The organism is Methanoregula sp. (assembly GCF_023227875.1).
Taxonomy (GTDB): domain Archaea; phylum Halobacteriota; class Methanomicrobia; order Methanomicrobiales; family Methanospirillaceae; genus Methanoregula.
This window is the reverse complement of the sequence record NZ_JALOCH010000006.1, coordinates 158,080-171,038: the sequence shown is the minus strand read 5'-3', so window position 1 is coordinate 171,038 and position 12,959 is coordinate 158,080. Positions and strand designations below refer to the sequence as shown.

The 12,959-nt window shown below is 58.4% G+C and carries 15 protein-coding genes; 11 read left to right on the top strand and 4 right to left on the bottom strand.

Annotated elements, in window-relative coordinates; translation table 11 throughout:
* Nucleotides 1-5: 5 nt before the first annotated feature.
* The 8 genes from M0R30_RS08350 to M0R30_RS08315 all read left to right on the top strand — a co-directional run bounded on the left by M0R30_RS08350 (nucleotide 6) and on the right by M0R30_RS08315 (nucleotide 6,546).
* Entirely contained in the window at nucleotides 6-1,532 is a 1,527-nt protein-coding gene (locus M0R30_RS08350) for a methanogenesis marker 3 protein (RefSeq protein WP_292545783.1), read from the top strand.
* On the top strand, nucleotides 1,529-1,987 hold the full coding sequence (locus M0R30_RS08345; RefSeq protein WP_292545781.1) for a methanogenesis marker 6 protein: 459 nt from the start codon (nucleotides 1,529-1,531) through the stop codon (nucleotides 1,985-1,987). Before M0R30_RS08350 ends, M0R30_RS08345 begins: the two co-directional genes overlap by 4 nt.
* Before the next feature lie 2 nt (nucleotides 1,988-1,989).
* Nucleotides 1,990-2,445, top strand: coding sequence for a methanogenesis marker 5 protein (locus M0R30_RS08340; RefSeq protein WP_292545779.1), 456 nt, complete (start codon nucleotides 1,990-1,992; stop codon nucleotides 2,443-2,445).
* A complete protein-coding gene (locus M0R30_RS08335) occupies nucleotides 2,442-3,680 on the top strand; it encodes a methanogenesis marker 15 protein (RefSeq protein WP_292545777.1) in 1,239 nt (412 codons plus the stop codon). Before M0R30_RS08340 ends, M0R30_RS08335 begins: the two co-directional genes overlap by 4 nt.
* Nucleotide 3,681: 1 nt before the next feature.
* A complete protein-coding gene (locus M0R30_RS08330) occupies nucleotides 3,682-4,266 on the top strand; it encodes a methanogenesis marker 17 protein (protein ID WP_292545775.1) in 585 nt (194 codons plus the stop codon).
* The gene (locus tag M0R30_RS08325) at nucleotides 4,263-5,201 is read left to right on the top strand and encodes a methanogenesis marker 7 protein (RefSeq protein WP_292545773.1); all 939 of its coding nucleotides are present in this window, start codon (nucleotides 4,263-4,265) and stop codon (nucleotides 5,199-5,201) included. The genes M0R30_RS08330 and M0R30_RS08325 overlap by 4 nt, the downstream gene beginning before the upstream one ends.
* Before the next feature lie 10 nt (nucleotides 5,202-5,211).
* Nucleotides 5,212-5,718, top strand: a complete 507-nt coding sequence (locus M0R30_RS08320; RefSeq protein ID WP_292545771.1) for a carboxymuconolactone decarboxylase family protein — start codon at nucleotides 5,212-5,214, stop codon at nucleotides 5,716-5,718.
* Between the two features lie 171 nt (nucleotides 5,719-5,889).
* Nucleotides 5,890-6,546 (top strand): hypothetical protein, encoded by a 657-nt coding sequence (locus M0R30_RS08315; RefSeq protein WP_292545770.1) that lies wholly within the window; start codon nucleotides 5,890-5,892, stop codon nucleotides 6,544-6,546.
* Nucleotides 6,547-6,699: 153 nt separating this feature from the next.
* Here M0R30_RS08315 and M0R30_RS08310 read toward each other — a convergent pair whose 3' ends face one another.
* Both M0R30_RS08310 and M0R30_RS08305 read right to left on the bottom strand, forming a co-directional pair.
* Nucleotides 6,700-6,963 (bottom strand): type II toxin-antitoxin system RelE/ParE family toxin, encoded by a 264-nt coding sequence (locus M0R30_RS08310; RefSeq protein ID WP_292545768.1) that lies wholly within the window; start codon nucleotides 6,961-6,963, stop codon nucleotides 6,700-6,702.
* A complete protein-coding gene (locus M0R30_RS08305; protein WP_292545766.1) occupies nucleotides 6,960-7,253 on the bottom strand; it encodes a DUF2683 family protein in 294 nt (97 codons plus the stop codon). Before M0R30_RS08305 ends, M0R30_RS08310 begins: the two co-directional genes overlap by 4 nt.
* A gap of 341 nt (nucleotides 7,254-7,594) precedes the next feature.
* Here M0R30_RS08305 and M0R30_RS08300 point away from each other — a divergent pair, with 341 nt between their 5' ends.
* Both M0R30_RS08300 and M0R30_RS08295 read left to right on the top strand, forming a co-directional pair.
* Nucleotides 7,595-8,956, top strand: a complete 1,362-nt coding sequence (locus M0R30_RS08300; RefSeq protein ID WP_292545764.1) for a hypothetical protein — start codon at nucleotides 7,595-7,597, stop codon at nucleotides 8,954-8,956.
* A 26-nt stretch (nucleotides 8,957-8,982) separates the two neighbouring features.
* Entirely contained in the window at nucleotides 8,983-9,222 is a 240-nt protein-coding gene (locus tag M0R30_RS08295) for a hypothetical protein (RefSeq protein ID WP_292545762.1), read from the top strand.
* Nucleotides 9,223-9,268: 46 nt separating this feature from the next.
* Here M0R30_RS08295 and M0R30_RS08290 read toward each other — a convergent pair whose 3' ends face one another.
* Both M0R30_RS08290 and M0R30_RS08285 read right to left on the bottom strand, forming a co-directional pair.
* Complete coding sequence (locus M0R30_RS08290; RefSeq protein ID WP_292545760.1) at nucleotides 9,269-10,069, bottom strand: winged helix-turn-helix transcriptional regulator; 801 nt, start codon at nucleotides 10,067-10,069, stop codon at nucleotides 9,269-9,271.
* Nucleotides 10,070-10,472: 403 nt separating this feature from the next.
* The gene (locus M0R30_RS08285) at nucleotides 10,473-10,898 is read right to left on the bottom strand and encodes a GNAT family N-acetyltransferase (protein WP_292545758.1); all 426 of its coding nucleotides are present in this window, start codon (nucleotides 10,896-10,898) and stop codon (nucleotides 10,473-10,475) included.
* 164 nt (nucleotides 10,899-11,062) lie between these two features.
* On the opposite strand from M0R30_RS08285, the gene asnB reads away from it, so the two are divergent.
* Nucleotides 11,063-12,895, top strand: coding sequence for an asparagine synthase (glutamine-hydrolyzing) (gene asnB, locus M0R30_RS08280; RefSeq protein ID WP_292545756.1), 1,833 nt, complete (start codon nucleotides 11,063-11,065; stop codon nucleotides 12,893-12,895).
* Nucleotides 12,896-12,959 lie beyond the last annotated feature (64 nt).

The window sequence follows — 12,959 nt, the reverse complement described above, 5'->3', positions numbered from 1 at the left end:
GATGCATGGTCACCATCCACCTCGACGGGAAGAGGCTGGAGCTGGCTGAGGGGAGCAGGCTCTCTTCGATCCTTTCGGACCACCCCGCCGGCTGTGCGGTCGCCATCATCCGCCCGGCAACGCAGGAACAGACAAAGACGGCAAACCTCGCGATAGGCACCACTGCCGGCGAGATCACGGTCGAGATAAGCGGGGAGGGGGACGGTCTCCCCGGTTCGGAGATTACGGAAAAACTTGCACTCCACTGGAGCGACCGGTATGCCGCTGCCTTCGGGCCGTTTCCCTCCGCCATCCACCCGTTGCGAAAGCCCCACGTGTACGAGCGGGGCGACGTGATCCTCGGGTGCGGCGGGTACGAGCCGGGGCGGTCGTACCTGATCTTTGCAAAGACCCGGCACTCGGCAGACCACGGGGCCAACGAGAGTGGCGGCGTCCTTGGAAAGGTCGTCAGCGGCCGGGGGGTGCTGGACCGTTTCACCACCGGCGACCGGATCACGAAGATCGAGCCGGTGGTCAGCTGGGCGGATACGAGCCGGTCGTTTACCACGACCGATCCGGACCTTGTCCTCGAAGAGGGCATGCAGGTCGTCACCCGCATCGAGATTGTTGCACAGGGATATACACCGGATAAAATTTCCACAGAGGCGGCAGCCAGCGTGGAGCACATGCTCCTTGCGCTCCAGTCCGGGAGATTTACTGTTGGGCGCGCAACAACCACGCACGTGCTCGACCCGCACCTTGCCGGCGAGGTTGGCATCTCCAGGGAGTTCCGGCGCCCGCGGCTCGAAGGGACCGTCACGGTACGGAATACCGGGAAGGGTTCCGGCGGGGTGTACATCTACCGGGCGGATGTGCCGAACAGCCCTGCCCATAACATGGCCGGGCAGGTGGTCCACGGTATCGAACTGGTAAAGCTTGCAAAGGAGCATGACGTCCTCTCTGTCACCGTCACGCCGCACCGGATCAGCCTGCTCGGCCGCCCGCTCACAGCGGCAAAAGAGATCGCCGCTGCGGCGGGCATTACCCTCAAGTCCGACAAGGAAGAGGGGGACCGGATCATCGTCTCGCAGGAGCCGGGGACAACGCTCGATGCCTTACGAGAGCGGCTCGTGACCGTGACAACGGCCCCGGTTGACAAGGTGATCGACATCGAGCTGGACGATGCCGCAGCGCCCCTGAGCTGCGATGTCTTCCGGCGCTACACCGGCATGAAGGAACACGATGCCGGCATGATGCCGGTCTTCTTCAAGTTCGACGATGTGGTCCTCTTCAAGCCGGCGATTGCTGCCGGCACCAAGATCACGCCGGAAAACCAGCCCGTGGACGAGGCACCGGCTGCGACGCTCGCGATCACCAACGATTCCCGGAAAGGGGCGGGGCTCGTCGGCGTGCGGTTGTCGGCGAATAAAGAGTTCGGCCCGACCTCGGAGCCATTCGAGGGGACGAACATCATCGGCAGGGTAGTCGATACCCAGAAACTGAAGAAAGTGAAGGAGCGGGAGACCGTGTATATCAGGGAGGTAAGACGATGACTGACTACACGCCGACCCACGTGGGCACGGTGACGAAATACGTGGTCGTGGAGTCGTTCGAGGTTACGCCGGCGGACCTGGCGATCCGCGGGTACGAGATCTCGAACGGGGCAATGATCAAGGAGACCTGTTTTGGTCTTGTCGTGAACGGGAAAGAGGAGGAGGTTGACCGGATCGTCACCGAACTCCGGAAGGTGGACCCGGACCATATCTTTGTCAAGGACCGGGGGTTCCCCCCGGGCGATTCGCGGCGCTGCCGTGCCAACCTTGGAGGCGCACGGCCCGGGTACCACGGCATGGAGTATGAGATGACCGTCATCCCCTACGTCTCGCATGGCCTTGAAGAACTCAAGAAACACGATGCTGCAACCGTCCCTGCACCGGCAGACCCGCTCGAACACCCGGCACTGGACGTGGTTACCCTGAAAAAACTGATCGATGCACAGGAGTCCTGACAATGGCAAAAATATTCATCTATCCCGCAACGAGCCTGATCCTCTCTGACCTCGTGTCCCGGCACGGCCACACCCCGCTCTCGTCGGCCGTTGCCATCCGCGAACGCATCCAGACCGCAGGACTCGAGTCCCTGCCCCTCCAGATCACGCCCGAGGAGCCCAAGAAGGGGCTGAAGTGGGCGGCCGTCGAAGTCCCGGCCGGTGTCCGGGGCCGCATGTCGCTGTACGGCCCGCAGATCGAGCAGTGCGAGGCCGCCATCATCATCAACGATGCCGATCTTGCGTTCGGATGCATGGGGTGTGCCCGGACAAACGAACTGATCAAGTTCCTCCTGCGCCAGAAGGATATCCCGAAACTTGACCTGAACTACCCGAAGAACGAGGAGGAGGGGGTACAATTCGTGGCCGCGATCAAGAGGTTCCTGGGTGAGCTTAAGAAGAGGGAGGATACGAAATGACGCCCCCGGTACGGATCGCCCAGCTCTCCTGCGGCGCAGATTACTCCGGTGTCCAGCACGAGATCGATACCGCGGCGCACGAGGTCAACGGCGAGATCTTCTTCCCGGACATTGCCTTAAAGGACATCCGGCGTGACTACGATGCATTCGGGCTTGACGTGAAAAGCCCCGATCTCAAGCTTGCCATTGCCCGGGCAAAGGCCCTTGTTGATGGCAGGGTGGAAGCCGACGCGGTCTTCATCGCCACCTGCTTCCGGTGTGCCGAGGCCGCAATCGTGAGAAACGAACTCCGGCGTTTTATCCACGAGAACTCGAAACTGCCGGTGGTCAGTTACTCCTTCACCGAACGGACTACCTCGGGGACGCTCCTGACACGGATGGAGGCCCTGACCACCATCGCCCGGAGGCGTGCCCTCCTTGCCCGCGAGACCCAGCAGGGGATCACCCTTGGTCTCGATTCCGGATCCGCGACAACGAAAGCGATCGTGATGAAGGACAACAAGATCATCGGTACGGGCTGGCAGCCCACTACGGAGGTGCTCACGAGCGCCCACGGCGTGATCGAGACCGCCCTTGCCGAAGCCGGCATGACCATGAAAGATATCCAGGCAATCGGCACCACGGGATACGGCCGGTTCCTTGTCGGCAAAGACCTCAACGCCAACCTCATCCAGGAAGAACTGACCGTCAATTCGAAAGGAGCGGTCTACCTCGCAGACCGGCAGCACGGGCCGGCAACGGTGATCGATATCGGGGGTATGGACAACAAGGCGATAACCGTGATGGACGGCATCCCGGGCGTCTTCACGATGGGCGGGATCTGCGCCGGTGCAAGCGGGCGGTTCCTCGAGATGACGGCGAAACGCCTCGGCGTCGATATCACCGAGCTCGGCCCGCTCTCCATGAAAGGGTTCGGCGGACACGTGCCGATGAACAGTTACTGTATCGTCTTTGGCACCCAGAGCCTGGTCAACGCCCTTGCTGCCGGGAGCACCCGGGAGGATGTTGCAGCCGCGGCCTGCCACAGCGTTGCGGAGCAGGTCTTCGAGCAGCAGCTGCAGGAAGTGGACATCAAGGAGCCGGTAATCATGGTCGGGGGCACGTCCCTCATCGAGGGGCTTGTCCATGCCATGGGGGAGCTGTTGCAGACGAAGATCGTCGTGCCCCACCACTCCCAGTACATCGGTGCCGTCGGATCAGCACTCCTCGCATCAGGATTCATAAAGGACGAATAAGATGCTGGCTGTCGAGTACTTTGAAGTGGAATGCCCCGAGCCGCTGGGTGGCGAGATCTACAAGCAGATCGCAAACGACGTCCTGCTCGACCACAACCTGCTGAAGGTCGTGGACAAGCTCCATATCTTCATCGACCCCAAGGTGCCGGTCTTTGTCGCTGTCGGGATCCTCCGGAAGATCACGACTGTTGTCCGGGTCGGGGACTTTGCCAATATCAACCCGCAGGAGGGCAGGATGACGCTCGTCATATCGGACGAGACCTACCTGGCGCCGATGCTGAAGATCTTCTGGGAGCGGTTCGGCAAGGAGAAAGTCGAGCAGCCCGACCGGTTCACGGTGATCCTCTACGATGTCCCTGCCCAGCCAAAGGATATCGAGGAGATCGTGGTCGCCGACCCGAGCGAGTCGGTGCACAAGGACCTCATCTACGCCCTCCGGTGCATTGCTCCCGAGGGTTTCCGGCTCAGGAGCGAGGTCTTCACGGGCAGCAAGTTCTTCTTCGTGGCAAGCGAGAACACCCTCGCGGAGGACATCAGTACGCTTGTTGCTGAGAAGTTTGCGCTGATGGGCGAGGTGCCGCCATGATGCTCGTGCCGGTCACCTACAAGGGCGGGATCTACCAGCACGATATTGTCGAGGATCTGATCGAGGACCTCGGGGGCTATATCGTCCAGAAGCACATCCTCGCGCAGGAGGTCGTGCTCCAGTGCTTCGTACCGCGGGAGGACATCGGGCTGATCCGCGAGATCTCCCGCCCGCTCTTCGGGGAAGTGACCGACTCCCCGCTGGTCGGGACGGAGATCGCGATTGTCAGCATGAGCCTCGAGATCCACCACCTGCCCCACCCGTCCTGCGACATCGCGGAGTACGTCCGTCGCCTCGGGGCAAAGAGCAACATGGTCAGCCTTGCCCGGGGCCCCGGGAAGCGGATCGCGGGCCTGAACGACGAGGAGCGGGACGTGATCAACGAGCACGACATCGCAGTGTACCTCCTCGGCAATTTCGAGACCTGCATCGAGTATAAGATGCCCACGCTCCGGCGCGGGATCGAGGTGCCGATCGTGCTCTGCGGGGGCCCCGACATTGAGGTGCTCAAAAAGATCATCGACCCGCCGGTGGACGGGTACGTGGGGAACGTGGGCCGGTTCATGCGGAGGACAAAAGAGGCCGACCAGCTGGACAAGCTGGACGAGATCGTGGCGGAGATCACCCGGGTGCTCGAGAAGAAGCGGGACTCGATTGCAAAGGACCCCCTCTCGGTCTCGCCGGCCCGGCTCATGGGCGTGATCAAAGAGAAGATCCCCGAGATCCTTGACGTGACGTCGCCCACGCCCCTGACCGTGCAGATGGCCGGCCTGCGGGTAAAGCTGCCCTACGACACATTCGCGGAGCGGCTGAGGCATATCGAGATCGAGGACGGGATCCAGCTCGGGGATATTGCGGAAGTACTTCCTTCGCGGATGCGGGACTACATCCTTGTCCGGGTACTCCCGTTCTCGGAGACGAACACGGTGATATGAGGCTGTTATTATGGGAAGGTCATCGAAAGTCACGTTTGAACAGAAGCTGGCACGGATCGTCGCGCAGGGCGCTGACGTAACCGCAGAAGAGTGGATGAAGGCAATCGAAGAGGAGTACGGGAAGATCCCGCTCATCTTCAAGAGGATGGGCGAGCGCCCCGAGGTGCTCATCTCCCACCTCCTGTACAAGGGGACGGTGGCGCAGACAAGCCCGCTCGACCCGAAGTACGTGGAGCTGATCAGCATGGCGGTGGGGGCTGCGCTGAAGTGCCCGCACTGTACCGGCTACCACATGCAGGCGGCGATGAAGATGGGGGCGACCCGCGACGAGATCCTTGAGGTTATTTTGTTGTCCGGCATGATCTCCAATTCGTCCGTTCTTGCGAATGCCTATCGTATCGTTGACGAGAAGCTGGAGAAGTGCATGCCGTGCGATGTGCCGGGGGTTGTGGCAAAGCCGAAAGTGGCGAAGAAGAAGACAGTGCGGGGGAAAGGAAAACAGACTGCAAACCAGTAACAGCCCTCTCTCTGTTACCGTTGATCTCCCGGGACCTTCTGGCCCGGTAATCCTTTTTTATAGGGTGTTCCCAGGATTCATTTCGATTATTTTATACAGGATTGTAATTAAATATGGTGGGATACCCGGCTATGCTTCCCGATAACCGACATGGTCGGTGATGGTGTTATCATGAGGCCTGTCATTCCCACACTCTCGCTTGTCGCCGTATCGGCCGTATTCTTCTGGTTTGTTGCTGCCATAATCTCAAATATGCTGGTCACATCCATCCCAACAGGTTCCGGCCTCCGGGAGAGCCTGCAACTGATTTTTCCTTACCACCTTCAAGGGATCCTCGGCCTGATCTCGCTTGCTGGATGTACCGTGTTCCTTGCAACCACCCGGACGCAGAACCCCGCATGGTCTCTTGGAGTACCGCTCGGCATTGTCCTCGCGGTCGCCGCGGTCTTATCGATCCTGTCAAAACTCATCGTTGACCCGGGATACCTGATCGGGAGTGTGGCGTTTGTTGCCATCAGCCTCCTCCCCCTCTGCAGCGCACTATTCTTCCTCTCGCGGAAAAAGGCAGGAGACCGGGTGAATACCCTCTTTGCCGTCACCCTCGTCATTGGCGTGCTGTCGCTGCTCCTCATTGTTGCGATGTTCTTTCAGGCATCCTATGCACCCGGGGAGATCCGGAACGGACATTCTGTTTACGAGGGGTGGTCTATGCTCTACCTGGTGCTGGGAATGCCGGTTGTCGGGATCGTGCACCTGATGCATGCGGGGAGGTTTTGGAGAGCGAGTCGTAACAATGCATGCGGAACGGGCAGTTGTCCTGAGGGATAGCCGGGACGCCTGCCCGGTGGGGAAAAAGCGGGCGGCGGGGAAGAAAGCTGCTGTGAAAAAATCCGGAAGAACGTAGCTCGCCTCCCTGCTGTATTGCTGGCATCCCGGCCTTTTCAGTCCGGTTTACCGGACAAAAAAAGGACTGGTCAAACCCTAACTATACGCTTCATCGTGGTGTGCATAATCCACGAGAGTAATCAGCCCTTTCTTCTTTTCAAATTTATACGTCAGGATAAAGTGCCCGATATGCACGCGCCGCAGTCCCTGCATTGGCCGGTGAAGCGGCTTACCGATTGCCGGGTTCTCGCCAAGTTCCTGGAGTTTTTTGATTATCTGCCCAAACCGGGCAACGTCCTTCTTTGCCATCTTCCCAAAGGTCGCCTCAACCTCAGGATTCGCGACAATCGTGTACGTCATTCAGAGATGGCCCTGATAAAAGCGTCCATCGATTCGTACGTCTTCCCTTTTCCTTTAGCGATATCGGCCTGGGCTTTTTTTATCCGTTTGACAAACGCCGGTTTGATTGCCGATTCAGGAGGATAGACATTCTCGTCGATCTTCTCTTCAATCCGGTCGAGCCGGGAAATAATATCGGCAAGCATCACCTTGACCTCCCGGTTCTCCGTTGCAGGAACAGGTAGGGCGGATTCGTACACTCCACGTACTGTATTGTCGGGAGGTGTCGTTTCAGCAAATTTCTTTTTCATCTCTCTTTGAAACAACTTTTGCCGGCGGGATTCTATTTTGCCACTCATATCTTTTCAGATTTATGCTCTCTCGCTTCAATATTCTTTTGTCATGTTCACAGGGATGCATGATGCCCGTCACAATACCGACATCTCTCAATCCATTTCCCGCACAACCACCTTTTAGAGAAATCCATGTGGTGCGATTTCACCGGGCGGGGGACTCTCCCCTGCCCATTTTTTAAAGACTCTTTTCTTCGGCAGGAAATGCCGGATGCTGACCAGAGCCATCAGTAGAGCTTTGAACGAGAAATCGTTTATTACCACAGCCCTGACCGATAACCACATACGAGAGAGATTCCATGACCCGAACTGTCACAACCCTCCTTATTGCTGCCGTGATGCTCTTCTTCCTCATTGCAGCAGCTGGCGCAGCAGAAGAGCAACCAGCATACAGCAGCCAGGCCATGCAGGTGGTGAAGGCAATTCCATTGCCGGCACCCACACCGGCCGCTGGCTCTGACACGGCAGGCAACTACACGAAACTGGAGATCAATCCCACGTACATGCAGTTCGCCCTCAAGCCGGGCGAGTCAAAAGAGATGACAGTAACCGTAAGGAACCGGGACAACAAAGCCGCTGACCTCCGGCCAGCGGTCAAAACCCTCCCCTATAACGGGCCGTATACACTTGACAGTTCCTGGATAACGATTACGCCGGAGTCTTTCGAACTTCCGGCAGGCGAGAGCACAAAGTTCACGGTGAAGGTGGCAGCTCCCGCGGATGCTTCCCGGGGCTCATCAAGTACCATAATTGCATTCACCGATGAGCAGTACCCCTCGGCATATCCAACCCCGTACCCGAACTACATCCACCAGATGAACGTTAATGTGAATATTGTTTCCCTCCCAGCGATCCAGATTTCACCGATGTATATATCTGACCAGGTTGAGGCAGGAAAGGAGTACAGGTATCCCATAGAGATAAAAAACACCGGGACCACTACGGTCCAGCTTGACCCGGAGATCAGCAGCGACAGCTTCATGACATACGGGCCGTACGGCCCTGTAGAGCCGGGGCTGACCGGGAGTGCCTTTAAGCTGAATGCCCCTTCATCCATCCCGCCGGGTGCAACCGGGTCCCTGGAGGTTGTAATGAACGTGCCGGCAACGGCGACCGGCTACTATAACGGCTATATCGATCTCGGTATCGATGACCCGTCGCTCCTGCAGGGAGAAGGCCGGGTATCGATGAACTTCAATATCTGGAGGCAACCCCCGGAACCCTACGTCAGGAAATTTACCCTCGATGCTGCAGAACCCATCTCGATTGAACTCACTTCAGGGTACTCGGGATACGCTAACCCTCTTACCGCGGCTACGGTCCGGGAACCCTCGTTTGAAACCACGCTCACCGGGCCGGAGGGGATCGTCCCGATCAGTCCGGTCCAGAAGGTCATCAAAGGTACCGTCAGCCTCAGCAGCGACCAGCTCCTCAGCGCAGCTTCTCAGGAAGGGACCTATCAGGAAGTGAACACCCAGTATATCGTTACCTATACGGCCGAGGGCAGGCCCGGCGCATGGCAGCTCTCCGTCATGCCAAAGAATGCCCAGAGCTTTGAATATACGATCACCCTCGGGAAAGCGATTGCAGGTATTCCTTCCCTGAACCTTTTCCCGTCACCGGACGCCGTGGTACAGGGTAGTACCGACACCTCAACATGACAACACGGGAGAAAACCGGAGATACCATGTGCCTGAAACCTCCCATAATGTGTCCGCACTGCGGGTACAAGGATAAGGTATTCCATGCGACCTGCCCGGAATGCGGCCGCCCGTGTGTACGGGATTATATCGATACGCTGGTACACCCGCGGGACCCTGACCCGACAGGGATCTGTGGCCTGAGGTTCTGGGCCCGGATTTTCCTGATGCTGGTGGTGGCAGGGATTGTCGCCGGCCTGCTTTTTTCATCCGGCATCCTGCCGTAAATCTGTTTTTTTAAGAGAGGTTGCTTTCAGGAGTTCCGGCTCCTCTTTACCCGCAGTCAGGAACCGGATGTGGGATCTCCTCGTGAGGGGGCGCGAGATATTTCTTCAGGTACCCCGCCGCTTCCGGTTCGATCACGTACTGCGAACTCTTCCCGATCTTATCGACCGTGATGAGCCCGTCATTGGCGAGCCGGTTCATGTGCCAGGTAACCGAAGACCCGGATATTCCCAGCTGCTCTTCGAGGTCCTTCCGGGACACACACGGATTTTTGAGGATGAGATCGAAGATGGTCCGCTCTGTGGGCTTCTTTAAGTATTTCAGGATCTTCTGTTCAAGTTCCGGATATTTCCCGGAATTCTCAAAGTACCGCGTATGACCGTATGTCTCCAGCAGGGTGATCTTTCCGGTCATCTTCATGAGGGCCAGGTGATAGCGGAGGGTCCCCGGTTTTATCTCCGTGTCCCGGGCAAGTGCCATGAAAGATATCCCGGGATTCTCCCGGATACAGGTATACACCCGTTTCCGGACCGCACTGTCAAAGATATTGTGCCGGGCAATGATCCGGAAACCAAAAAACAGGCAGATACTTGCGGCGAATATCAACTCTGCGGGAAATTTAATGAACGGGATGGCCGGAATAATGGACATCAGCATAATCTTGGGGGGCAGGTCCCAGAACTCGACCTGTTCCATTTCCACGGGTTCCCCAAGGGTGGCAGGGTCCGTGCCGGGAGGTACCGGTTCAACAACATACCCGTTCATCTCGATATTGGGCGGGAGCAGTGCGTGGAAGAGATACAGCAGCGAGAAGATCAAAAGTATGGCGAACAGGACCCTTCCCTTCATTGCTGAATATATCCCGGACGATAAAAAAAGGATTATGATCTGTTCGCGGATCGTATGCGGACCGGTGTGCCGATGGCGCCTCTTTCATACCGTACCCATTTTCGGACAGGCACATATACAGGTGGGGGACGCACGAGAGGGACGCTGGAGGAGCCAAGGCCCCGGGGATCCCTGATCGGCATTTTTAATGATCACGCCACTGCTTGTTTTTATGAACGTGTAGAGCTTTGAGCGAGAAATCGCTTATAACCCTTCATCATATGGTAGAGTGTGGATAGTAATATGCTGTCCCGAAAAAAGGAAGAAGGGTTCAATGACATCCATCTCTGAATCCCCCCTTTTAATATGCAGGTGTTGTCTGATCCTGGTGGAAAAAAACCTGACCAACAGCGGCTCCAGCCGGTCAAACCCTTGTCATCGGGCAGACATTACATCCCTGCATCTCCCCGAAACAGAAGAGGAATCGTTCCCGGATTGTCCGGGGGAGTTTGTCCTCGGGGATCGGCACGAATCCCATTCTCTTGTAAAAGGGGATCAGGACCAGCGTCGAGTGAATAAAAATCTGCTCCCATCCGCATACCTGCAGGAGCAGCCCGACCGCCATCTTCGCATACCCTTTCCCCCGGTACTTTTCAGACGCAAAGACGCAGTCCATCTCCAGGCCGTCAGGGTGGCGGGTGCACCGGGCCGTTGTCGCAAGGGTGCCGTCATCGAAGACACCGAATATCCGCTCATGTTCCTTGTCCGCTTTCTGGCCCCGGTATTCTACCCAGAGCTTTTCTGCAAGACCAAATTCCTCCGGCTTCAGTTCGCGGGTCTCGGTAGTCATCGCACTCTCCCGGTGATCTTTATACCTGACAGACCTTATACGCGATCATATTTCAGTATGCGGTTTTTTAACACTCCGACTGATTCGAAGAGCCTGCGGCTCTTCTCTTCTTCGACCCTGATGACCCTCAGGACTATTAACCACCGGTACCCACATTTACCATAATGTGCGGGATCGCAGGCCAGTACTGTCTTGATGGCAGGACACCGGATGCAACGCTCCTTGCCGCGATGTCAGAGCGGCTCACCCACCGCGGGCCCGATGGCGAGGGCGCCCGGACCTGCGGGAGCACCGGCCTTGTGCACCGCCGGCTTGCTATCATCGACCTGACCGATGAAGGCCTCCAGCCGATGACCAATGAGGACGGTACGCTCTGGCTGGTCTTCAATGGCGAGATCTATAATTATGTCGAGCTCCGCGAAGAGCTGGTCAGGGCAGGCCACCGGTTCCATTCCCGTTCCGATACCGAAGTGATCCTCCACGCGTACGAGGAGTGGGACACCGGGTGCCTCGGCCGGTTCAACGGCATGTGGGCCTTCGCCCTTTGGGACGACCGCCGGCAACGGCTCTTCTGTGCCCGGGACCGCCTGGGCATCAAGCCGTTCTATTACACGCAGGCGGGAAGCTCGTTCCTCTTCGCCTCAGAGATCAAGGCCCTGCTTGCTCACCCGGGCGCGGGGGCCCGCCCGGATGACAGGACACTCGGTACCTACCTCGCGTGGGGCGTGCTCGATCACTCCGGCCGGACGATGTTCGACGGGATCTTCCAGCTGGAGCCCGCCCATGCGATGATTGTAACCCCTGCCGGTGCAGAGCCCCCATTCCGGTACTGGGATGTGACGGTCAGTCCTGCGGTCCGTTCCGGTACCAGGGACGATGAGGCTGCATCCCGGCTCCTCGCGGTCCTCCGCGATGCGACCCGTATCCACCTCCGGAGCGATGTCGCGGTCGGGACCTGCCTGTCCGGAGGTATCGATTCATCGACGCTCACGGTGCTCATCAACGACCTTATCCGGGACGAGGCGCCGGCCGGTGTCGGGACCCGGCAGAAGACCTTCTCCGCGGTCTTTACCGACAAGCGGTTCGACGAGAGCCGGTATATCGATGAGATCGTCGCCGCAACCGGGGTCGACGCCCACCGGGTCGAGCCCACGCCGGAAAAACTGTGGGAGGACATCGACCGGCTGGTCTGGATACAGGACGAGCCGTTCGGGTCGCTCTCGATCTATGCCCAGTTTTGTGTCATGCGCCTCGCGCAGGAGCACGTGAAGGTGGTGCTGGACGGGCAGGGGGCGGACGAGCTCCTTGCCGGGTACCTCGCGTACCAGGGCAGTTACATCAGCACGCTCCTCCGTTCGTTCCGCTGGTGGACCGCCCTCAGGGAGATCACCGGCAGCCTGAGGCACCACGGGGGGTTCTTCCGTTCCGCAGCCCGGCAACTGCGGGAACGAAAAAAGCGCAGGAACCTCCTGAAGTGTACCGGGGAACAGATACAACGGTACAACGGTACCCTGGACAGCGTGCTGTACCGGGAACTGATGTCCACCAACCTGCCGTCCCTCCTCCATTACGAGGACCGTAACGCGATGGCATTCTCGATCGAGTCGAGAGTCCCGTTCCTCGATTACCGGTTCGTGGAATACGTCGCATCCCTCCCCCTCGGCCAGAAAATCCGGGGTGGGGTCACCAAGTGCGCCCTCCGTAACGCGATCCGGGGGATCGTGCCCGAATCCATACGCTGCCGCGGGGACAAGATGGGCTTTGTCACTCCTGAAGAGGTCTGGATGCGGGAAGACCTGCGCCCGTTCGTGCTGGACGTACTCTCATCGGACGCCTTCAAAGCCCGCCCGTACTGGGATGCGGATGCGGTCATAGAGAATTACCTCGCGTTCCTCGAGGGACAATCGGATTATTCGCCGGAGATCTGGAGGATTGTCTGTGCGGAGTTATGGCTACGGAAATTCTTCGACCAGCGCAGTGCTGCCGGGCCGCGATGAGCGGGATTGGTTGTTATTCCGCTGGCAGTTCACAGGATCGAATCCTATAAATGGTCTATCCCAC